Annotated in this window: 21 protein-coding genes; 12 read left to right on the top strand and 9 right to left on the bottom strand. The window is 68.3% G+C overall.

The genetic code is table 11. The annotated features are described in order from the left end of the window. Positions 1–92: 92 nt before the first annotated feature. Genes ACWHYQ_RS14720 through ACWHYQ_RS14705 form a run of 4 tightly spaced genes read left to right on the top strand, consistent with a single transcriptional unit; the run spans position 93 to position 2966 of the window. A complete protein-coding gene (locus tag ACWHYQ_RS14720) occupies positions 93–1448 on the top strand; it encodes a TldD/PmbA family protein (protein WP_447972869.1) in 1356 nt (451 codons plus the stop codon). Positions 1449–1463: 15 nt separating this feature from the next. After that, a complete protein-coding gene (locus ACWHYQ_RS14715) occupies positions 1464–2171 on the top strand; it encodes a dienelactone hydrolase family protein (RefSeq protein WP_447972868.1) in 708 nt (235 codons plus the stop codon). A gap of 11 nt (positions 2172–2182) precedes the next feature. After that, entirely contained in the window at positions 2183–2488 is a 306-nt protein-coding gene (locus tag ACWHYQ_RS14710) for a hypothetical protein (RefSeq protein WP_447972867.1), read from the top strand. Then, positions 2472–2966 carry a hypothetical protein gene (locus tag ACWHYQ_RS14705; RefSeq protein WP_447972866.1) on the top strand — a complete coding sequence of 165 codons (495 nt, stop codon included), beginning with the start codon at positions 2472–2474 and terminating at the stop codon, positions 2964–2966. Before ACWHYQ_RS14710 ends, ACWHYQ_RS14705 begins: the two co-directional genes overlap by 17 nt. Before the next feature lie 159 nt (positions 2967–3125). Here ACWHYQ_RS14705 and ACWHYQ_RS14700 read toward each other — a convergent pair whose 3' ends face one another. From ACWHYQ_RS14700 to ACWHYQ_RS14670, 7 genes are all read right to left on the bottom strand, one after another. Then, positions 3126–3752 carry a uracil-DNA glycosylase gene (locus ACWHYQ_RS14700; protein ID WP_447972865.1) on the bottom strand — a complete coding sequence of 209 codons (627 nt, stop codon included), beginning with the start codon at positions 3750–3752 and terminating at the stop codon, positions 3126–3128. A gap of 158 nt (positions 3753–3910) precedes the next feature. Then, on the bottom strand, positions 3911–5212 hold the full coding sequence (locus tag ACWHYQ_RS14695; RefSeq protein ID WP_447972864.1) for a hydroxysqualene dehydroxylase: 1302 nt from the start codon (positions 5210–5212) through the stop codon (positions 3911–3913). A 4-nt stretch (positions 5213–5216) separates the two neighbouring features. Further along, the gene (gene hpnD / locus ACWHYQ_RS14690) at positions 5217–6092 is read right to left on the bottom strand and encodes a presqualene diphosphate synthase HpnD (RefSeq protein WP_447972863.1); all 876 of its coding nucleotides are present in this window, start codon (positions 6090–6092) and stop codon (positions 5217–5219) included. An 85-nt stretch (positions 6093–6177) separates the two neighbouring features. After that, positions 6178–6876: an HAD family hydrolase gene (locus tag ACWHYQ_RS14685; RefSeq protein ID WP_447972862.1), complete on the bottom strand. Its 699-nt coding sequence runs from the start codon at positions 6874–6876 to the stop codon at positions 6178–6180. 80 nt (positions 6877–6956) lie between these two features. Beyond that, positions 6957–7643 carry a hypothetical protein gene (locus tag ACWHYQ_RS14680; RefSeq protein ID WP_447972861.1) on the bottom strand — a complete coding sequence of 229 codons (687 nt, stop codon included), beginning with the start codon at positions 7641–7643 and terminating at the stop codon, positions 6957–6959. A 107-nt stretch (positions 7644–7750) separates the two neighbouring features. Then, entirely contained in the window at positions 7751–8566 is an 816-nt protein-coding gene (amrB, locus tag ACWHYQ_RS14675; RefSeq protein WP_447972860.1) for an AmmeMemoRadiSam system protein B, read from the bottom strand. Positions 8567–8663: 97 nt separating this feature from the next. After that, entirely contained in the window at positions 8664–10412 is a 1749-nt protein-coding gene (locus ACWHYQ_RS14670) for an adenosylcobalamin-dependent ribonucleoside-diphosphate reductase (protein ID WP_447972859.1), read from the bottom strand. A gap of 228 nt (positions 10413–10640) precedes the next feature. Here ACWHYQ_RS14670 and ACWHYQ_RS14665 point away from each other — a divergent pair, with 228 nt between their 5' ends. Beyond that, the gene (locus ACWHYQ_RS14665; RefSeq protein ID WP_447972858.1) at positions 10641–11654 is read left to right on the top strand and encodes a hypothetical protein; all 1014 of its coding nucleotides are present in this window, start codon (positions 10641–10643) and stop codon (positions 11652–11654) included. A 13-nt stretch (positions 11655–11667) separates the two neighbouring features. On the opposite strand, the gene ACWHYQ_RS14660 is transcribed toward ACWHYQ_RS14665, so the two are convergent. Next, positions 11668–12882, bottom strand: a complete 1215-nt coding sequence (locus ACWHYQ_RS14660) for a PHP domain-containing protein (protein WP_447972857.1) — start codon at positions 12880–12882, stop codon at positions 11668–11670. A 102-nt stretch (positions 12883–12984) separates the two neighbouring features. Beyond that, positions 12985–13950: a dihydroneopterin aldolase gene (gene folB, locus ACWHYQ_RS14655; protein ID WP_447972856.1), complete on the bottom strand. Its 966-nt coding sequence runs from the start codon at positions 13948–13950 to the stop codon at positions 12985–12987. Positions 13951–14115: 165 nt separating this feature from the next. Here folB and moaC point away from each other — a divergent pair, with 165 nt between their 5' ends. From moaC to ACWHYQ_RS14620, 7 genes are all read left to right on the top strand, one after another. Further along, a complete protein-coding gene (gene moaC / locus ACWHYQ_RS14650) occupies positions 14116–14628 on the top strand; it encodes a cyclic pyranopterin monophosphate synthase MoaC (RefSeq protein ID WP_447972855.1) in 513 nt (170 codons plus the stop codon). A gap of 74 nt (positions 14629–14702) precedes the next feature. Further along, the gene (locus ACWHYQ_RS14645) at positions 14703–15425 is read left to right on the top strand and encodes a molybdenum cofactor biosynthesis protein (protein ID WP_447972854.1); all 723 of its coding nucleotides are present in this window, start codon (positions 14703–14705) and stop codon (positions 15423–15425) included. Further along, the gene (gene moaA / locus ACWHYQ_RS14640) at positions 15422–16486 is read left to right on the top strand and encodes a GTP 3',8-cyclase MoaA (RefSeq protein ID WP_447972853.1); all 1065 of its coding nucleotides are present in this window, start codon (positions 15422–15424) and stop codon (positions 16484–16486) included. The genes ACWHYQ_RS14645 and moaA overlap by 4 nt, the downstream gene beginning before the upstream one ends. A 60-nt stretch (positions 16487–16546) precedes the next feature. Further along, entirely contained in the window at positions 16547–17233 is a 687-nt protein-coding gene (locus tag ACWHYQ_RS14635) for a HoxN/HupN/NixA family nickel/cobalt transporter (RefSeq protein ID WP_447972852.1), read from the top strand. A gap of 85 nt (positions 17234–17318) precedes the next feature. Next, on the top strand, positions 17319–18107 hold the full coding sequence (locus ACWHYQ_RS14630) for an MBL fold metallo-hydrolase (protein WP_447972851.1): 789 nt from the start codon (positions 17319–17321) through the stop codon (positions 18105–18107). Between the two features lie 10 nt (positions 18108–18117). Next, positions 18118–18954 (top strand): acetyl-CoA carboxylase, carboxyltransferase subunit beta, encoded by an 837-nt coding sequence (gene accD / locus ACWHYQ_RS14625; protein ID WP_447972850.1) that lies wholly within the window; start codon positions 18118–18120, stop codon positions 18952–18954. A gap of 27 nt (positions 18955–18981) precedes the next feature. Further along, complete coding sequence (locus tag ACWHYQ_RS14620) at positions 18982–20283, top strand: bifunctional folylpolyglutamate synthase/dihydrofolate synthase (protein WP_447972849.1); 1302 nt, start codon at positions 18982–18984, stop codon at positions 20281–20283.

Below are 20283 nucleotides of genomic sequence, written 5' to 3'. Positions count from 1 at the left end.
CATGGTTCATGGCCAATGGCCAACGAGGCACCTCTCTTCGTCAACCGTCAGCCATTCACCATCGACCATTGTGAGCCGTTGCCGATTTTCCGATGGCGGAAATTGATCCAAGAGAGCTGGCCTCTGAGATACTGGAGCAGGCCAGCCGGCGAGGCGCCACCGACGCCGAGGTGATGATCGCCGACGGCGCGACCTTCTCGGTCCAGGTCCGGCTGTCGGAGGTGGACCGCCTCACGAGGGCCAGGGAGAAACGGCTGGGCCTCCGCGTCTTCTTCGGCAAGCGATCGGCCAGTGCCTCGACCTCCGATTTTACCAAGGAGTCGCTGGACCGGCTGGTGGACGACACCTGTGCGCTGGGGGCGGCCGTGGCGGCGGACGACCTCTCTGGGCTTCCCGACGGAGACCTCTTCGCGAAGGAGCTTCCTGAGCTGGACCTCTACGATCCGACCGAGCTGTCCCCGGAAGCCCAGATCGAGCTGGCCCGGCGAGCCGAGGCGGCGGCCATGGCCGCGGACCCGCGGATCACCAATTCCGAAGGCGCGGAGTTCGACTCCTCGGCGGGACGCGTGTTGCTCGCCAACTCGCGCGGGTTTCTCGGCGAATACCGCAGCTCGATCTTCTCTCTGTCGGTGACCCCGATCGCCGCCGCGCCGGAGGCGGGCGGGATGCAACGGGATTCCTGGTACGCGGTCCAAAGGAAGTTCGCGCGGCTCGACGCGCCGGAGGCCGTTGGGCAGGAGGCGGCCCGCCGGGCGGTCCGTCGGCTGGGGGCCCGGAAGGTTTCGACGAAACGCGTGCCAGTCGTGTTCGACTCCGAGACCGCCGGCAGCCTCCTGGGCAACCTCTGCAGCGCCGTCTCCGGATATGCTCTCTACAAGGGGGCCTCCTTCCTGATCGGGCTCCTCGGCCAGCGCCTGGCGCCGGAGTTCATCACGGTCTATGACCACGGGTTGTTGCCCGGCGGGCTGGGCTCGCGCCCCTTTGATGGCGAAGGGCTCCCGACCAGGAAGACCACGGTCGTGGACCGCGGCGTGCTCACCAGCTACCTGCTGGACACTTATTCCGGCAGGAAGTTGGGGCTGCCCTCGACCGGGAACGCCGTGCGCGGGGTTGGCGACGTGCCGTCGGTCGGGCCGACCAATTTCTACCTCGTCCCCGGTGCGGCGGACCCCGGCGAGATCATTCGCTCGGTGCGGGACGGGCTCTATGTCACGGAACTGATCGGGTTCGGCGTCAACCTGGTGACGGGCGACTACTCCCGCGGCGCAGCCGGTCTCTGGATCGAGAACGGGCAGCTCGCCTATCCGGTTGAGGAGATCACGATCGCCGGGAACCTGAAACGCATGTTTGCCTCCATCGAGGCGGTCGGCAACGACCTCACCTTCCGGGGACGCATCGCGAGCCCGACCCTCAAGATCGCCGAGATGACGGTGGCGGGAACTAGGTGACGGAGGAGGACAGCCATGGCTGACGAGTTGAAGGAACAAATGGTGTCATATCCGAGCGAGGGCGTAACGGTCCGGGCCTACCTCGTCGCCCCACAGGGCAAGGCGACGCGGCCGGCCATGATCGTCGTGCAGGAGTGGTGGGGGCTCAACGACCACATCAAGGATGTGGCGCGGCGGTACGCGCGGGAGGGCTACGTCGCTATCGCTCCCGACCTGTACTCGCGCCTAGGCCACAAGGTCACGGCCGATCCGAACGAGGCCGGCAAGCTGATGAACCAGCTCAGGCAGGAAGACGGCCTCAAGGACCTCAACGCCACGGTCAGGTATCTGAACTCTGTCGAGGGCGTGGACCCGAATCGCATCGGGGTGACGGGCTTCTGCATGGGCGGCTCCTACGCGCTCATGCTCCCCTGTGTGAACCGGGACATCAAGGCCGCGGCGCCCTACTACGGCCAGGTGCCGAACCCGGACACGCCGCTCAAGGATCTGGCCTGCCCGGTGCTCTACATCTATGGGGAGGAGGACGGGTGGATCACCAAGGCCGATGTCCAGCGCCTGGCCGCGGCCCTCAAGAAGTACAACAAAACCGGCGAGATCAAGACCTATCCCGGCGCGCCCCATGCCTTCTTCAACGACACCCGGAAAGACGTCTACAAGCCTGCCGAGGCCAAGGATGCTTGGGCCAGAACGCAGGCTTTTTTTAAGCAATATCTGCGGCCGTGAGCAGGGTGGCCGTGCGCCTTCGACGCGATGAGCCGGAGCAGGTGGGGCCCGAGCGGTACCTGGTCTACATCGCGGGCACCGTGGAGGAGGCCGCCACGGCCGAGCGCCTGCTCTGCGCGCAAGGGATTGGCTACACGTTCAGCCTGGACACCTTTACGACGACCTCCCCGTTGGGGGGCGAATACGCCGGCCTGTTCTTCTACGTCGCGCGCGCGGAGCACGCGCGGTGCCGGAGGCTGTTGGAAGCCGGCGGGCTGAGGGACACGATCGCATTGGCACTAGGGGAGGCGGAGGAACACCGTGGCACTGGACGCTGAGACTGGCAAGCGGATGCTGCAACTCGTCACCTCACGGTACGACGACCGGAAGTGGCGGAAGAAGATCGAGAAGACCTTGAGCCTGCCCCCCTCCGGTGTCGGGGACGAGACGCAGCGCGCGATCTTTCTCTACCTCAAGCACGGGCTCAAGGCCTACAAGTCCCGGCGCGCCGACCCGGACACCTGGATCGTAGGCGGCTTTGCGACCCAGGAGGTGATCCTGCGGGCCAAGCACGACCCGTCCGTAGTCGGCCCCTCGATCACCGAGGACGACGTAGCCTACCTCGCCGTAGATCCCGGCTCCGAGGTGGACGAGGCTTGGTGGGAGGAGATGCTCGTCCAGTGGTTCGAGGAGCCGGAGGGAGCAGAAGAGGAAAAAAAGGAACCAGCAGGCGACACGGCCGATGCAAAGGCCGAAAACCGGCCGGTCGGCTCGGAGGAAGCGGGACAATCCCGAGCGGCCCAGACCACGACCTGACTCGATCTGTTGCCCAATCTCGTCGTTGCCGATCTGCTGCTGAGGCCCCCTCCCGAGCGTTCGCCCCGGAGGCTCCGGTCGGCCTGACCGGAAGCTTGTGCCAGGCCGGCTCGCCGCCACCTGGGGTGCAAGCTCCCGCGCTCCCAGGCAAATCCCCTGTCAGGAGCCGAACAGATCCATCTGCACCTGTTGAGGCGCGGGTTGGGGCGGGCTGGATGGCAAGAGGGGTGCGCGGTCGAGATGATCGAGGTACTCCTTGAGCTTCCGGAAGTCTTCGCGCAGCGGCTCCAGTAGGCTCCCCTGGTGCAGCGCGGCGGCGGGATGCAGCAAGGGGAAGATAGTGAACTTGTCGCCGCGGATGGCCCGGCCGCGGATCTTGGTGATCCCGACCTTCCGCCCGAGGAGCGTCTCCGTCGCCCAGCGGCCGAGAGTGCAGACGACCTTGGGATTGATCAGCTCGATCTGCTGGAGCAGGAACGGCCTGCAGGTCTCGACCTCGTCCGGCTCGGGGTCCCGGTTGTTCGGAGGACGGCACTTGATCACGTTGGCGATATAGACCTGGCCGCGGGAGAGCCCAGCCGACTGCAGCAGCTCGTTCAACAACTTGCCTGCCGCGCCGACGAACGGTTCGCCCTGGCGGTCCTCGTGGAACCCGGGCGCCTCCCCGACGAACATGATCGAGGCTTGGGGATTGCCCGTGCCGAACACCACCTGGGTGCGGCCCAAGCTGGACAGCTTGCAGCGCTGGCAGTCGTGCAGGGAGTCGCGCAGGTCCTGGAGGGTCACACGTGCCTCGGCTAGGCCCGCCGGATGTCGGCGCGCATCTTAGGCTGGTGGTGCCTGGATGTCAACTGGCGAAAATGCCGCGCAAGTCGGGTGCCTGACCAGCCACTCACCGCGGCAAGGCAAGGCTCGTCTCCACCCGCGCGTGAAGGTTGACGGATTCATACTCCATGGGGTAGGGCTCCCGCCTGATCGAGGATTGCCTGTGCGCACACCTCGCCGCTGCGGACCGCGCTCTCCAGCGTCGGGGGCAGTCCGGTGTCGGTCCAGTCTCCCGCGAGCAGCAGGTTGGGAAACGGGCTTTGCGACAGGGGGCGGCCCGCTGCTGTCCCCGGTCCCAGGAGCAGCCTGGCGCGGGGGATCCGCAGGATCCGGCAGACGCGGGCATGGCCGGCCCCAGCGGCCGGGTAGGCGCGGTCGGCCTCGCGGCGGGCCAGCTCCTGGAGCGCCGCATCCGGTCGCTTCAGCAGTTCGGGCTCGCCGCTCGCCACCAGCGTCACATGTTCCGCTGAGGCGAGGAGCCAATGGAACGGCCGGCCGGCGAGCAGGAGCAGGCGCGGTGCCGGAGGCGGATCGTCCGGCCGGAGCTGGACGACCAGGGCGGGTGCGTCGCTGAGCTTGGTGAGCTGCTGGAAGTAGGAGAAACGGGCCACTGCCCGCTCGGGTAGCAGCGGCGTGAGGTCTCGATGCGGCACGGCGGCGACGTACCAATCGGCCGCGAGCTGTTCCCCATCGGCCAACTGCACGCCGCTCACGCGGGGCCCATCGAAGTGGATATGGGAGACCGGGGACTCCAGGCGAATCACGGCGCCGCCGTGCTGGATCCGTTCCTGGAGGGGGCGGACCAGCAGGTCGGCCGCCTCGCAGGTCGGGATCAGCACCCGCGCGTGGCGCCGCGCAGCCAGGAGCCACCGGGCGAGCGACTCCGCGAGGCTGACCGCGGAGACTGCCGGGAGGTCTCCGCCGGCGAGGAACCGGGCCAAGGGAGTCCAGACTTCGGCTCGGGCCTGGTCGGACTGTCCCAACGTGGCCAGCCATTCGTCTGCAGTCCGGCCCGCGAGGCCGGCGCGGAACGAGGAGGTGCCTTCCCAGGCCCGCTCGAGCCCGTTGAGCAGCTGCCACCGGTCGCCGGCAGACAGGGCCCGAAAGGCCGCCAGACCGGCGAGCAGGTGCAGGGGTGCCGGAAGAGGCAGCCGATGCAGCCGAGCCATGCGGCCGTCCGCCGTCACCAGCTCCACAGCGTAGGTGGCCGGGCCTGTGAGCAGGCCGCGCGTGCCGAGCTCCTCCAGCAACGAGAGGGCAGCCCGATCGCACCCGAACAGCAGGGGCGGCGATGCGGCCAGCCGGCCGCCTAGGTCCTTGCTGCGTTCCAGCAGGGTGACGCCGTAGCCCCGCCGCGAAAGCCGCAGGGCGGCGGTCAGCCCGGCCGGGCCGCCTCCGATCACGAGCACCCGGCGCATCATGGGTCTAGCCGGAGCGGGTCAGAGGAAGGCGGGAGCGCAGCCAGATCCCGGCGGCGATGGCCAGGCGACGGGACGGGGCGAGGCCGATGCGCGTCCCAAACACGCGGTAGCCTGATTCCTCGATGCGGCGCAGGATGCGCGCATAGACGCCGCGCATGATCTCGGCGGTGACCAGCGCTCGGCGGTCCGCGACCGGGAGCTGGGCCGCGATGGCCTGCGCCTGGGCGTAGAACCTGCGCGCCCGGGCACACTGGAACTGCATCAGCTCGACGAAGCGGGGCGAATAGGTCCGCTTGAGCAGCTCCTCCTCCGGATACCCGAACCGAACGAGGTCCTCCTGGGGGAGGTAAATCCGGCCGCGATCCGCATCCGAGCCCAGGTCCCGCAGGATGTTCGTGAGCTGGAACGCCATGCCCAGGTTCACGGCGTAGTCCCGCGCCAGCGGAGACTCGACGCCGAAGATCTTCAGACAGATGAGCCCGACGACCGCGGCGACCCGGTAGCAGTACAGCGAAAGATCCTCGAACGTCGCGTAGCGGGAAGTCGTGAGGTCCATCTCCACGCCCCGCAGCAGGTCGTCGAAGTATTCCTGCGGGAGGCCCAGCGCGTGGGCGTGCGCGGCGAGGCTGATGGTGACGGGGGAGGTCGGCTGGCCGTGATAGGCGGCCTCCAGCTCGGCGCGCCAGCGCCGGATTTGCTCGTGCGGGTTGCTGCCAGGCGGCGGGTCGTCCACGGCGCCGTCCACTTCGCGGCAGAAGGCGTAGACGGTGTAGATGGCCTCCCGGCGCCGACGTGGCAGGAAGAGAAACGAGTAGTAGAAATTGCTGCCGCTCCGCTTGGTGAGGGCGGTGCAATACTGCTGGGCTTCCGTTAAGGTCATGGCGGCACCGGCGCGCCTGGACCGCCGGGTTGGCGCGACCGGCTCTGCAGGGCCGGCGGCGGCTGCGCGACGGTCACGGTGAGCGTCACGGCCTGCCCCATAGGCGCGCTTCCAGTCCGGAGAGGGTGACGTCTTCGAGGGACCGCACAGCGACATCCGCTTCGGCGAGCTCGGCCAGGGTGTGTGTGTTCGCCACGGCCAGCACCTTCATGCCGGCCGCGTGGGCCCCGCGAATACCCGGGAGGGAATCCTCGACGACCAGACAGTCGCCCGGAGCGAGTGGGGGAACCCCCGGCGGCGTTCGGCGGTTCAAGGCGGCCAGGGCGTGGAGGAACCCCTCGGGATCCGGCTTCCCGCGCCGCACGTCCTCGGCGCTGGTAATGTGCTCGAAGTCCTTCCGGATGCCCGCCTGTTCTAGGACGAACTCGATCTCGTGTCGGAGCGCGCCCGACGCAATGGCCAGCCGACAGCGGCGCCCGGCCTCGCGCACGAACTCCCGGATGCCGGGACAGATGACCAGGCGCTGCTTGAGCTCGTCGAGGAAGACCGCCGCCTTGCAGCGAGCCAAGTGGTCAACCAGCGTTTGCGGAGCGGGATGGCCCTGGTCGGCCAGGACCGCGGCGAAGCAGCCCTTGTCGTCGAAGCCGAGGTAGCGGGCGTAGTAGTCTTCCTCGGTGAGCCGGAGACCGACCTCCTCTTTGAGGACCCGCTGGAACACGGCGAAGTGCGTCGGTTCACTGTCCGCGACGACGCCGTCGAAGTCGAAGATGATCGCGCGCAACATCCGGGCCTCCGGGAGGGCGCATTATAGCACAGCTCCGTGCCCCGAACCTGCGGAGCGGCCTGTGGCCATCGCGGCGGCGGTCAGGACTTCGCCTTCAGCTTGGCCTCAGGAATCCACCCTACGGCACCGTCCTGGGTCCTGACCGAATAGATCCAGGCATTCCCGCGCCACTCGCCGTCCATGACCGTGAGCGCGGCGCCGGGCTGCACCAGCGGGCCCGGTCGGGTGCCCGCCGCGTCCCCATGGAGCGAGATGGGCCCGCCCGGCTGTGCCGGGTCGGGCAGGATGGTCACGCGCTGGCCTTCGCGGTACAGCGGGGTCGGCGTGGATGAAGGCGGGGTCGTCGTTTGGGGTGGCGGGCTGGGCGGCGCCGCAGGCGCGGGCGTCCCGGGAGCGGCTGGAGCGGCCGGGGCTGGCGCCGCCGACTTGGCAGGCTGTACGGCAGGCGGAGCCCCCGGCGCCTTGGCCAGTGGCCGCGGCGGGGGCGGCGCCTCTGAGACAGGCTCCGTGTCCATGCCGAGCAGGCTCATCAGCATCCCGGGGTCCATCGCGATATAGGCCCCCACCGCGACTAGCACGAGCAACAGGAGCAGGGTGGTCGGGCGCCGCCCGGACGGTTTCTGTGGTTTCTGTGGAGCGTGACCCGAGCCCGCTTCCCCGTCCGCTGTGTCCTCGAGGTCGAGATCCGGCTCTGGTTCACGCGCGAACATGAGGCTCCAACCTAGGGGCGGGCCTGCCGTGCTGGAAAACCCGGACGGTCCGAGCATGGAGCAATCCTCCTTCGTGGGGTACGTACAAGACAGGGAACGGCTTGTGTACATACCATTGTCGGGGAGCCCTGTCAAACGCTTCCGCTTTGCTGGCGTGGGAGCGATTAGGAGAGGAGCAGCCCGGCGTAGCCCACCACGCGCGCGTCGTCACCGCCGGCGTCAGCGGACGTGGCGTAGCGAACCAGCGTGGCGTCGGTGGCGCCCAGCACACGGGCCGCGTGCAGGACCGCCGTGGTGGGACCCACCCCGCACATGGTGATGCCGTGGGTTCGCACCGTGGAAACGAGGCGGTCCGGATCGAGGGCGAGGATGGCGTCAATGGCCAACCGATCCTTCTTCCTGGTGACTCCGTCCGGCTCGTAGTGGTTCAGATCGGTGCTGGCGAGCAGGAGCGGCCGCTCCGCTCCCGTTGCGCGGACCACGGCTGCCAGGCAGCGTCCCAGGTCGCGGCAGGTCTCCGGATCGGTGGTGCCGAGAACGATCGGCACGATCCGGACGTCTGGCCGGCGGCGCCGGAGAAACGGAAGCTGCACTTCGAGCGAGTGCTCGTAGCGGTGGGCGGTCGTGTCGGCGACGGCGTCTGGACAATGGGCGAGCACTGCACTGGCCAGCCCGCTGTCTATCGGGAGATCGCCGCTGGGCATCCGCCAGGCTCCTTCGGCGTAGACCGAGATCGGGGGGCCCAATCCGGTGTGGTTCGGCCCCAGCAGGATCACTGTCTGGGGCACCGCGGTCTGGGCCAGGACCGCCCCGGCGACGTGCCCGGAGTACATCAGCCCCGCGTGGGGGCTCACGACGGCGATCGCCGGCCGTGGCGCCGGGGGAAGATCAGCAGGAGCCAGATAGCGGGCGACGTCGCGCTCGAGGGCGTCGGGGGACGCGCTGTAGAACTGGCCGGCGACGGCGGGTTCGCGAATCATAGGTACCGTGATGCGTGACGGGTGCCCCGCGGACTCGTGGCTGTCCCGGCCATCCCGGCTGCTGGTCACCTGTCACGCGTCACCCGTCACGGGTGTTTCAGCAGTACTGCAGGTTGGCGCAGGACAGGACCTGCTTGTCCCGGCATCCGCTCCGGAACACGGTCAGCCCCTTGCAGCCGGACCGGTACGCCAGCAGCAGGGCCTGGGCGACGTCCTCCTTGGTCGCGCTGGCCGGCAGGTTGATCGTCTTCGAGACGCCGCTGTCGCTGTACCGCTGGAAGGCCGCCTGCATCCGGACGTGATGAGCCGGCGACACGTCGTGGGCGGTCACGAAGAGCCGGCGAAGCCGCAAGGGGATGTCCGTGAGATGCTGGATGGACTCGTTGGCCGACACCCGGCGGATCAGCCGTTGCGAGTAGATGCCGGCGGCGCGCGCCTTCTGGACGAAGAGAGGATGGAGGGACGTGAGCCGGACGTCCTCCATGACGGTCCGCACGAAGCTCACTCCGTAGAGCGGCTCGATCCCCGGCGAGCAGTCGGCGATAATGCTCAGCGTCCCGGTCGGCGCAACCGTCGTGACGGTCGCGTGGCGCAGCCGGAGCCCCTCGGACTCCAGCCGGCTGCCCTTGAAGTTCGGGAACACCCCGCGCGCCTCGGCTAGCGCGGCGGAGGCGGCCCGTGCCCGCTCCCAGATGAACCGCATCACGCGCTCGCCGGTCGCCAGCGCCTCCTCGCTGTCGTAGGGGATGCCGAGTGCGATGAGCAGATCCGCGAAGCCCATCACGCCGAGCCCGATTTTCCGGTTGCCCTTGGTCATCGCCTCGATCTCAGGCAGCGGGTAGCGGTTCATATCAATGACGTTGTCCAAAAGCCGGACCGCGGTCGGGATCACCTGGGCCAGGCGCTCGAAGTCGATGCGCGGCCGCGCCACGGAGCCGGTAACGAACCGGGCCAGGTTGATCGAGCCGAGCGTGCAGGATTCATAGGGCAGCAAGGGCTGCTCCCCGCAGGGATTCGTCGCCTCAATGCGGCCGATGTGGGGCGTCGGGTTGGCGGCGTTAATCGTGTCGAGGAAGACCACGCCTGGCTCGCCCGACTCCCAGGCGGCGCCCACCAGCCGGTCGAAGACCGCGGCGGCACGGAGCCGGGCGACGCTTCGGCCGGTCCGCGGATTCACGAGCGCGAACTCCCGGTCCCGCGCCAGCGCGTGCATGAAAGCGTCGGTCACGCCGACCGACAGGTTGAAGTTCGTGAGCTCCTTGGGATCCCGCTTGACCTCGATGAACTCCAGGATGTCCGGATGGTCAATCCGGAGGATGCCCATGTTCGCCCCGCGCCGGGTGCCGCCCTGCTTGATGACCTCGGTCGCCATGTTGAAGACCCGCATGAAGGACACGGGGCCGGACGCGACCCCGCTGGTCGAGGAGACCCGGTCGTGCTTCGGGCGCAGGTGGCTGAAGGAGAAGCCGGTCCCACCGCCGGACTGGTGGATCAGCGCCTGATGCTTGACCGCGTCGAAGATGGATTCGAGCGAGTCCTCGACCGGGAGCACGAAGCAGGCGGCAAGCTGCTGGAGATCCCGCCCCGCGTTCATGAGGGTCGGGGAATTCGGGAGGAAGTCCAGGCGGCTCATGAGCTGGTAGAAAGCCGCCGCGACCTGCGGGGCGCGCCGGTCCCCGCCGGGGTACTGGCGTTCGGCCTCGGCGAGGTTCTCGGCGACGCGCCGGAACATCCGGGATGGCGACTCGACCGGCTGGCCGGCCTCGTTCTTGGCCAGGTACCGCCTCCGCAACACGGTAAGCGCATTGGCGGAAAGGCGCACGGCTTTGTGGGACCGATGACGCATGGGCTGGTTCCGTGGGACGAGTCGCCGATCAGAACTTCTATTATAAGGCAGATCGTGTACGTCCGCCACGCACGCTTGCATCTTCGTGCGCCTCTGGGGCAGAATGCGCCCGGCCGTCGCCGTGTCGCCGATGACGTCCTCCCGCGAGGAGCGCGGGGGCTTGCTAGCGGCCTGGAACTCTGGCAACATGGATGACAGCGCCCGCCCTCACTCACGGTGGAGGCCCGTATGTCTAGTTGGTATCGGCCAGATCCCCTGACCCGCGATCTCATTCACCTGATCAATGCGCGCCGGCACGACCACGGCGACGCGGACGCGGCGGTGGACACGCTGCAGGCCTTCCTCGAGCAGGATCGGGAGCAAGATCTGCTCACCGTGCTAGCCGCGCTGGACGAGGAGATGGCCGAGTGGCTCTTCGACCTCCTGGCGGAGGCCGCCTGCTCGGTGGTGATGGGCAACGCAGCGGACGAGAAGCCCAGCTACGCCATCATGGGGGCCTTGGAGCTGCCGCTCCAGGCCAACCTGCCGCAGCCCCTGCGTCTGAAGATTGATCCCGTGGCGACCGCCGACCTGCTGCACCGGCACCTTCACCTGCCCGTGGGCACGGTCGTGATGGTCGAGCCGCGTTTGCTGACCGATGCGACGCTGGAACGGCTGACGCTCCATGCGCTCCATGAGCAGATCTCGGCGCTGGCCGACTCCCAGCACCGCCAGCCGATGGCGGCTCGCCTGCACAGCCCCGTCGAGGCCACCGCGTTCCTCATCTTCGAGGTGTTGGGATCGCCGGAGCCGGAACTCCCGGAGGGTCTGGACGAGAAGGATCGGCAGGCGCTGCTCGACGGGCTCTCGGCGCAATGCCCGGAGCTGGCCGCCGCGCCACAGATGCTGGAGGCACCGGTGTTCGCCGCCTACGCCATGTTTGACGCCCAGAACGCCGTGCGCCTGCACCGGCTGGCGGACGAGACCATCGCGGTGTGGCGCGAGTTGGAACCCTCGGTCCGCAGCCGAACGATCGTGCATCTCCACACGCAGTGCGGGAACGGCGTCTACATGCCGGTCTGGACGGATCTCTTCGATCCCGAGTTGCCCGAGGACTACGGGCCGGTTTGGACCTCTCCGGATGTCTGGGTCTTTACGGCCGATCTGCCGATCGAGTGGCCGGGCGAAATGCTCACCAACCGGTTGTTGGCGGAAGGCTGCACCCGCTTCGAGAATCACATCGTCGAAACCCCGGAAAACTGACTTGGAGGGAGCCCTACCTGGTCCCGACTCGCTCGCGGTTGGCGCCGCGCTGAGGGTCAGACTCAGGGCCCTGCTCGGTCAGGGGCACCAGGAGTTGCGGCGGGGACCCGCTGCGCGGCGCGCCTGAGCCGACGCGGTGCCGGGTGCCGGGCGTGACCACGAGGCCGGACCGGCTGCCCTCGTCGGGCGAGGCCGATTGGTAGAGCGAGACCTCGCCGCCCGGGTTTCTGGTCACTCCCACGTTGCCCCGCGAGTCCGCATAGGCACCGCTCCCGCCTCCGAGATCCCGGATCACGCCGGTCCTGCCGTCGCTGCCCAGGACAATCGTGGTGCTGCCGGCCTCTCCCGATCCCGTGCTGACCACCACCCCCGCAATCAGGAGCAGAGCGGCGGCTGCCTTCTTGAGCGGCGCCAGCAGGGTGGTCGGGACCTGAAGACCGCCCCGGCCAACGCCGACCTCGATATCCGGCTTGGTCACGCCGTGGAAGTCGCTACCGCCGGTGACGAGCAGGCCAAGCCGCTTAGCGAGATCCAGGTATTCGGCGGTCTGCTGGGGCTTGTGGGTGCTGTAGTGGGCCTCGATCCCCATGAGCCCCGCTTCCTTGAGCGCCGCGCAGAACTTGAAGAGCCCGTCCCCGGTCTGCTTGAGCCACGTAGGATGGGCTAGGACGGGGAGCCCGCGCGCCGCACGGATCCAGGCGACCGCCTCGGCGGGCTCCGGGAGCGTTCGGGGTACATAGGCGGCCGCCCCTTCGCCGAGGTAGCGGTCGAAGGCCTCCTTGGCCGACGTCACGTAGCCCTTTTCCATCAAGAGCCGTGCGATGTGCGGCCGGCCGACGGCGTCGGTGTCGGCCAGGGCCTGGACCTCCTCATAGCTCACCGCCAGCCCGAGCGCGTTGAGCTTCTCGACGATGCGCGGGTTCCGCTCATGGCGGCTGGCCCGGAGCCGCACGAGGCGCTCGTTCAGCACCGGATCCTGCCAGTCGAGGAAGTAGCCGAGGATGTGCACCTCGGTCTCGCCGGCCAGCGAGCTGATTTCGATGCCCGGGACGATCTCGATGCCCCATTGGGCGCCCGCTTCAATGGCTTCGGGGAGGCCCGCCACGATGTCGTGGTCGGTCACGGCGAGCGCCACCACCCCGGCTTGCCGGGCTAGCCGAACCACCTCCGCCGGGGGCAGGCTGCCGTCCGAGCAGGTGGTGTGGAGATGGAGGTCAAGCCGGTCCATCACAAGCGTGACGCGTGGTCCGTGACGCGCGGCGCGCCCGGACCGGAAAGGGATCACGGCTAGAAGGCGGCTCGCCTGAGCTGCCGTGGCGTGATCGCATGGTCATCCCGGCACCGGCGCCCCGTGGCTCTGGAAATGCGACAGGTTCCCGCATGACCCCTCGCGCTGCGCCAGGAGGCGGGCCGTGAACGCGGGCCTGGCCCCGGCTTCCTGTTCCTGCGGACCCTCCTCATAGTGGAGGACGCGGAGGCCGCGAGTCAGCTCGAGCAACTCGTTGGGGGCGAGGCAGAACTCGCGCCGGCGCGGGTGCTGGTAGCGGAGATGGTTTTCGAGCAAGAACGTCTCGTAGAGGAGCACCCCGCCCGGCCGCAGCGCCTGCATCAGCGCGGGCATGAGCGGGCGGTACAGATAGAAAAACACCAGGATCACATCGTACCGGTCCCGGCCGAGCTCGGGTGGGTGCACGGGATCGGCTTCAAGGTCCACCTGGCGGACCGTCACGCTGGTGAGGTGCAGGTCCCTGGCCCTGGCCGCTAGGGCCGCCAGGGCCTCCGCGTCCCGGTCCACGGCGTCGACGGCGTAGCCGTGCCTCGCCAGGTACAGGGTGTGGCGTCCGGCGCCCGACGCGACGTCCAGGGCCTCGCCTTTCGGGAGCCGGTGCCACTGATCCAGCAGGAACGGGGCCGGCTGAGGCTCAGCGGGCAGGGCGGGCCTGGTCCGGTCCAGGCGGACTCCGACGGAGCCCTGTACCTGGGGCACGGGGGGCACGACTTTCCGCACCCATAGCCGCAGCCGCAACACGGGAAACTCGGCAAACAGGGCGCGGCTGACTTCTTCGGCGAGGGTCTCCAGGAGGCGGAACTCCCGGGCGGTTCCTACCTCGACGACGCGCTGGGCCACCCGCTCATAGTCCACGGTGTCAGCCAGGTCGTCGGCGCGGGCCGAGCTCCCTCGGTCGCAGTCAAGCTCTAGGTCCACGGCCACAGGCTGCGGAGCTTGCCGCTCGTGCACAGTGGTGCCGCACTGGGCCTGAAATTCCAGCCGTTCAATGACGATCTGGTTGATCATACGGGCATTCTCTGTGAATCCCGCGACGGGTGTCAAGGCGCCCAGCCCCACGACCGGCTGGCCGGAATCGTGCTTGACTTCATTTTCGCGCGGCTCCTATAATCATTCACTCTGAGCCAGGCTCGCCCAGCCTATCGTGCACAACATGGCGATTTGACACCGAAAATGGCTGAGCTGACACATTTCAACGAGTCGGGGCGGGCGCGAATGGTGGACGTGTCGGCTAAGCCGGCGACCGAGCGGGTGGCGACCGCGCAGGCTCGCGTCCTTCTCCTCCCGGAAACCCTCGAAAAGATCCAACGCGGCAAGATCGCCAAGGGTGATGTGTTGGCCGTGGCCCAGGTGGCTGGGGTGATGGGGGCCAAGCGGACCCCAGATCTCATCCCCATGTGTCATCCCGTTCTCTTGAGCAGCGTGGACATCGCGTTCAAGGAGGATTCCCAGCCGGACCAAGCCGGGCGCTGCTCGATCACGATCACGGCGACCGCCAAGACCACCGGCCAGACCGGCGTCGAGATGGAGGCCATGACCGCGGTGTCCGTCGCCGCGCTCACGATCTACGACATGTGCAAGGCGGTGGACAAGGGCATGAGCTTCAGCGATGTTTGGCTGGTTTCGAAATCCGGTGGCAAGTCGGGGATCTACAATCGAGAGCAGCACCTAGCCGACAGCGACTAGCCCGCGCCTCTGCCACATGGCTTGACAAACCGAGCGATTCGCCGTCGGCTATTCGCTGTTCACTGGTGTGAAGCATGATCACGATTAAGCTGTTTGGGCTGCTCAAGAGCCTCGCCGAGAACCGGACGGAGCTGACCCTGCCGCTCAACGGCGGCCGCCGGGTCAAGGATCTGGTCGGCTTGTTGGATGCGAGGTATCCCCAGATCGGGGAGCTGATCCACAAGAAGAAGGTCCTCGTGTCGGTCAATCAGGAGATCGCGCACGAGGAGACGGAGCTCAAGGACGGCGACGAGGTGGCCCTGCTGCCCCCCTTCGCCGGCGGCGCGGCGCTGGGCCAGCCGCAGGACAGCCAGGAAGCCCCGGGGTCCGATGAGGCGGTGCTGGTGCGGGTCCAGCGCGAGAACTTCTCCGTTGACGAGGAGATTGACCGGGTGCGTCGCCGCTCGACGCGCATCGGCGGGATCGCCGTCTTCCTCGGCACCGCCCGCGACCGATCCCGAGGGCACGACGTCAGCTCGATCACCTTCGAGTATTACGAAGGGATGGCGCAGAAGAAGCTCCGCGAGATCCGGGAGCGGGCGCTGAAGGACTTCGAGGTGCTGGAGGTCCTGATCCTGCACCGGTACGGGGACATCGGAATCGGCGAGAACATCGTCCTCATCGTGGTCGGGGCCGAGCACCGGGCGGACGCGTTCCGGGCCTGCAAGTGGTGCATTGACGAGCTGAAGCAGATCACCCCTATCTGGAAGCTGGAGCACACTCCAGAAGGAGAAGTGTGGGTCGAGGAGCATCCGTGAGCGACCGGCCGCCAGCGTCCGACGCGCCCCCTCTGGTCAGCGACCGATACGGCCGCCCCCTGCGCAGCCTGCGCCTGTCCGTGACGGACCGGTGCAATCTTCGCTGCAAGTACTGCATGCCGGAGGAGGAGTACACCTGGCTGCCCCGCGAGACCCTCCTCACGTTTGAAGAAATCTGTACGCTGACCCGCCTGTTCACGGAACTGGGCGTGGACAAGGTGCGTCTCACCGGGGGAGAGCCGCTGCTGCGGCGCGACCTGCCGACGCTCATCCGCCTGCTGCGCCGGAATCCTGCTATCAAGGACCTCGCGTTGACGACCAACGGGATCCTGCTCGCGGAGCAGGCCCAGGCCCTCCGCGACGCTGGGCTGCACCGGGTGACCGTGAGCCTGGACACGTTGCGCCCCGAGCGGTTCAAGGCGCTCACCCGGCGCGCCGGGCACGAGCGGGTGCTCGAGGGGATCGAGGCGGTCCGCCGGGCCGGGTTCACGGGGCTGAAGCTCGACACCGTGGCCATCCGAGGGTACAACGACGACGAGCTGGTGGACTTGATCGAGTATGGCCGACGGGTGGAGGCGGAGGTCCGGTTCATCGAATACATGGACGTCGGCGGCGCGACGGACTGGACGATGGAGCAGGTTCTCTCCCGGGCCGCGATCCTCGATCGGCTCACCCGGCACTACGGGCCCGTCGAGCCGGTCATCGAGGAGCGCTCGGCGCCGGCCCAGCGGTTCCGCCTGTCCGACGGCGCCACCTTCGGGATCATCGCCTCGACCACCGTACCCTTCTGCGCGACGTGCGACCGCAGCCGCCTGACCGCCGACGGCCTCTGGTTCCTGTGCCTCTATGCCAAGGATGGGCTGGACCTGCGTGCGCCCCTTCGCGCCGGCGCGTCCGCGGAGGCCGTCAAGGCCCTCATCCGCGCCGGGTGGGAGGCTCGGACGGACCGCGGGGCGGAGGTGCGGAAGGAGCTGGAGCGGCTCGGGGCCCGGGGCAAGCTGATTGATATCGAGCGGCTCCGCGAGGATCCCCACCTCGAGATGCATGCGCGGGGCGGCTGACGCAGTCCGCCGCCGCCTGCCCCGACACTCCCTCGGCGGTTCCTGCCGTCCAGGCCTGACATGGAACTCATCACCGTTCTGGGACTCGGCTTCCTCCTCGGGCTGCGCCACGCCCTGGACGCCGATCATGTCGCGGCCGTCTCCACCATCCTGTCCGCCAGACCTGACTTCCGGACGTCCGGACTCATCGGCTGCTCCTGGGGCTTCGGGCACACGACGACGCTCCTGGCTGCGGGGCTGGCCGTCGGGTTGCTGCGCGTGACCATCCCCGACAGCGTGGCCCGGGCCTTTGAATTCGCGGTGGGCCTCATGCTGGTGGCCTTGGGCCTCTCCCTGGCGATCACCCTGTTGCGGGAGCGGTGGCACTGGCACGCCCACCGGCACGATGCGCGGACCCACACGCACCTCCACAGCCATCGCTGGCAGGCCGATCACGCGCACGGTCATTGGCTGAAGGTTTCCGTGCGGCCGTTCCTGGTCGGGATGGTCCACGGGCTCGCCGGGTCGGCCGCGCTGCTGCTGATGGTGCTGTCTTCGGTCCACAGCCTGTGGGAAGGGCTGGCGTACATCCTGGTCTTCGGCGCCGGCTCCATCCTCGGCATGGTGCTGGTCGGCGCGCTGATCAGTCTTCCCCTCGTCGTCTCCGCGTCGCTCGGTCCCCGCGTCCTCTTGGCGTCGCAGGGGCTCGCGAGCCTCGGCAGCATCGGGCTCGGCCTGGCCATGATGGTCCGCGTCGGGCTGGCCTGACGCCGTGAATTCTTGGTTGTTTTGCGCCTCTTGTGGTATCCTGCCCGCTACGTCCGAACCCTAGTCGCTGGATGAGAGCGAACCTGTGAAGATTCGCGTGCTGGGGTGCCACGGGTCGGACCAGCTCCGGGACGGAGCTGGGGGGCTGCACCAGTGCCAGACCTGCGGATTCCTGGTGAACGGCACGGTCATGGTGGATGCGGGGACGATCGGGTCTGCGCTTCGCCTCGAGGAGCAGAAGCGCATCCGGGACATCCTGATCACCCACCTCCACTTCGACCACATCAGGGGGCTGCCGACGTTCGCCGATAACCTGGTGGACGACGCGGTGCAACCCGTGGCACTCCGCAGCATTCCCGCGGTGCTCGACGGGCTGCGGGCCCATGTGTTCAACGGGGATGTCTACCCGGACTTCCTCGCCCTGCCGAGCGCTGAGCGGCCGGTCTTCGTCACCCGGGAACTGGAAGCGGGCAAGGAATACGTGGTGGACGGGTTGGTGGTCACCGCGATCCCCGTGAATCACCTGGTTCCGGCGGTCGGCTTCTTGATCCGCGAGGGCGGCTCCTCGCTGCTGTACAGTGGGGACACCTACGAGACCGAGGAGATCTGGCAGGTGGCGGCCCGCGAGCCCACGCTCAAGGCCGCCTTCATCGAGACGTCGTTTCCGGACGACATGGCCGAGCTGGCCCGGGCCAGCAAGCACCTCACCCCCTCCCTCTTCGTGCGGGAGTTTCGGAAGATCGGCCGGCCGACCTTGCCGGTCTACGTGTATCACCTCAAGCCCCGACACCAGGACAAGATCCAACGCGAGCTCAGCCGCCTCGGCATCGCGAACCTGACGGTCTTGGAGGAAGGACAGGAGATCATCATCTAGCCCGGAAGCCATGGCGTGGTTCAAGAAGCACAAGGGCGCGGCGGCGGAGAGCCCCAAGAAGGCCAAGGTCGTCGAGGGCATGTGGTTGAAGTGCAACCACTGCCGGGAGATCGTGTACCGGAAGGAGGTGGACCGGAACAACAAGGTCTGCCCGAAATGCGACTATCACTTTCCTGTGTCCGTCCCGGAGCGCATCGCCTTGCTGGTGGATCTGGGCTCCTTCCGCGAATGGGACGCCGACCTCGAGCCGCGGGACCCGCTGGAGTTCGTGGATACCCGCTCGTACCGCGAGCGGCTGAAGGCTCAGCAGGAGAAGACCGGCCGGAGGGATGCCCTCGTGACCGGGGCGGCGACGCTCAACGGGCGCCCGATCGTGCTGGGCGTCTTCGACTTCGGCTTCATGGGCGGCAGCATGGGCTCCGTGGTGGGCGAGAAGATCTGCCGAGCGGCGGAGCGGTCGTTGGAGGCCCGCGCGCCGTTCGTCCTGGTGACCTCTTCCGGTGGCGCGCGTATGCAAGAGGGCATCCTCTCCTTGATGCAGATGGCGAGGACCGCGGCGGCGGTGGGGAAGCTCCATCAGGCCGGGGTGCCGTTCGTCTCCATCTTGACCGACCCGACCTTCGGAGGCGTGACGGCGAGCATCGCCATGCTCGGAGACGTCATCATCGCGGAGCCCAAGGCCCTGATCGGGTTCGCGGGACCGCGCGTGATCGAGCAGACCATCAAGCAGCAGTTGCCCAACCAGTTCCAGCGGGCCGAGTTCCTCCTGGAGCACGGCATGATTGACATGATCGTGGAGCGCAAGCGGCTGAAGGAGACCCTGAGCGCGCTGTTATCGCATTTGTAGAGGCCCGCAACCGCCCCTCCTCCCCCTATGGCGACTGCGTACCCCTCGGCGCTCGCATTCCTGTTCGGACTGCAGCGGCACGGCGTCAAGCTCGGGCTCGACGCCGTCCGGACTCTGCTCGCGCGGCTGGGCAATCCGCACGAGCGCTACGCCTGCCTCCACATCGGGGGCACCAACGGCAAGGGCTCCACCGCCGCGATGGCGGCCGCCGTGCTCGCGGCGGCGGGGTACCGGGTCGGGCTCTACACCTCGCCGCACCTCGTGGATTTCCGGGAGCGCATCCGCATCAACGGCGAGCCGATTGCCGAAGCCGCGGTGGCCGAGCTGACCGAGCACCTGCGGCGCGCCAGCGACCCGGGGGCGCTGCCCACGTTCTTCGAATTCACCACCGCGCTCGCGTTCGAGGCCTTCGCTCAAACCGGGGTCGAGGTTGCGGTCGTCGAGGTCGGGATGGGCGGACGCCTCGATGCGACGAATGTCGTCCGCCCGCTGGCGACGGCCATCACGAACGTGGCGCTGGATCACCAGGAGCACCTCGGCTCGACGGTCGGTGCGATTGCCTTTGAGAAGGCGGGCATCATCAAGCCGGGGATCCCGCTCGTGACCGGACGGCTGAGCGCAGAGGCGGCGGAAGTGATCGGGCGCGTCGTCGCCGAGCGCGGCGCCCCCTGGCGGCAGCTCGATGAGGCCTTCCGCGTCGAAGGGGATCCGGAACGGGGGTTCCGCTACGAAGGCTGGGGCTGGACGTTCCGAGACCTGACCTGCCCGCTCGCTGGACGCCACCAGCTCGAGAACGCCGGCTGCGCGCTGGCGATGTTGGAAGCGGCGTCGCGTGGCGGTCTTCGCGTTCCTGCAGAGGCGGTCGTTCAGGGACTGCGCGCGACGCGTTGGGAGGGGCGCTTGGAGCAGGCGGGTGAGCGCCCGCTGCTGCTACTGGATGGTGCGCACAATCCTGCGGCCGCCGAGGTCGTGGCTGCCTACCTCACTCGGTACCGGCTGGAGCATCCGGGGTCCCGCGTCGTGCTGGTCTTCGGCATGATGCGGGACAAGGACCGCCGGGGGTTCCTGCGAGTCGTGCTCCCACTGGCAGACGAGGTGGTGCTGACCCAGCCGCAGCTCGCTCGCGCGGCCACTGTCGCGGAGCTGGGCGAGACGCTCCGCGAGTTAGGCCGATCCTCCCACGCGGCGCCGCTGCCCGCCGACGCGCTCGCCCTCGCCGGCCGCCTGGCCTCGCCGGACGATCTGATCTGCGTCACCGGATCCCTCATGCTGGTGGGCGACGTGAAGGCCCTCCTGCGCGGGTGTGCACTGTCTCCCATCAGGGGCTGA

This window comes from Nitrospira sp. Kam-Ns4a (assembly GCF_965152595.1).
The sequence above is the reverse complement of the archived record's forward strand: the minus strand, read 5'-3'. Positions and strand labels throughout refer to the sequence as shown.

Excerpts from the sequence above, each read along its gene's own strand:
- ACWHYQ_RS14720 (WP_447972869.1), top strand. The coding sequence starts at position 93 with ATGGCGGAAATTGATCCAAGAGAGCTGGCCTCTGAGATACTGGAGCAG.
- ACWHYQ_RS14715 (WP_447972868.1), top strand. The coding sequence starts at position 1,464 with ATGGCTGACGAGTTGAAGGAACAAATGGTGTCATATCCGAGCGAGGGC.
- ACWHYQ_RS14695 (WP_447972864.1), bottom strand. The coding sequence starts at position 5,212 with ATGATGCGCCGGGTGCTCGTGATCGGAGGCGGCCCGGCCGGGCTGACC.
- hpnD (WP_447972863.1), bottom strand. The coding sequence starts at position 6,092 with ATGACCTTAACGGAAGCCCAGCAGTATTGCACCGCCCTCACCAAGCGG.
- ACWHYQ_RS14685 (WP_447972862.1), bottom strand. The coding sequence starts at position 6,876 with ATGTTGCGCGCGATCATCTTCGACTTCGACGGCGTCGTCGCGGACAGT.
- ACWHYQ_RS14680 (WP_447972861.1), bottom strand. The coding sequence starts at position 7,643 with ATGCTCGGACCGTCCGGGTTTTCCAGCACGGCAGGCCCGCCCCTAGGT.
- amrB (WP_447972860.1), bottom strand. The coding sequence starts at position 8,566 with ATGATTCGCGAACCCGCCGTCGCCGGCCAGTTCTACAGCGCGTCCCCC.
- ACWHYQ_RS14670 (WP_447972859.1), bottom strand. The coding sequence starts at position 10,412 with ATGCGTCATCGGTCCCACAAAGCCGTGCGCCTTTCCGCCAATGCGCTT.
- ACWHYQ_RS14665 (WP_447972858.1), top strand. The coding sequence starts at position 10,641 with ATGTCTAGTTGGTATCGGCCAGATCCCCTGACCCGCGATCTCATTCAC.
- ACWHYQ_RS14660 (WP_447972857.1), bottom strand. The coding sequence starts at position 12,882 with ATGGACCGGCTTGACCTCCATCTCCACACCACCTGCTCGGACGGCAGC.
- folB (WP_447972856.1), bottom strand. The coding sequence starts at position 13,950 with ATGATCAACCAGATCGTCATTGAACGGCTGGAATTTCAGGCCCAGTGC.
- moaC (WP_447972855.1), top strand. The coding sequence starts at position 14,116 with ATGGCTGAGCTGACACATTTCAACGAGTCGGGGCGGGCGCGAATGGTG.
- ACWHYQ_RS14645 (WP_447972854.1), top strand. The coding sequence starts at position 14,703 with ATGATCACGATTAAGCTGTTTGGGCTGCTCAAGAGCCTCGCCGAGAAC.
- ACWHYQ_RS14635 (WP_447972852.1), top strand. The coding sequence starts at position 16,547 with ATGGAACTCATCACCGTTCTGGGACTCGGCTTCCTCCTCGGGCTGCGC.
- accD (WP_447972850.1), top strand. The coding sequence starts at position 18,118 with ATGGCGTGGTTCAAGAAGCACAAGGGCGCGGCGGCGGAGAGCCCCAAG.
- ACWHYQ_RS14620 (WP_447972849.1), top strand. The coding sequence starts at position 18,982 with ATGGCGACTGCGTACCCCTCGGCGCTCGCATTCCTGTTCGGACTGCAG.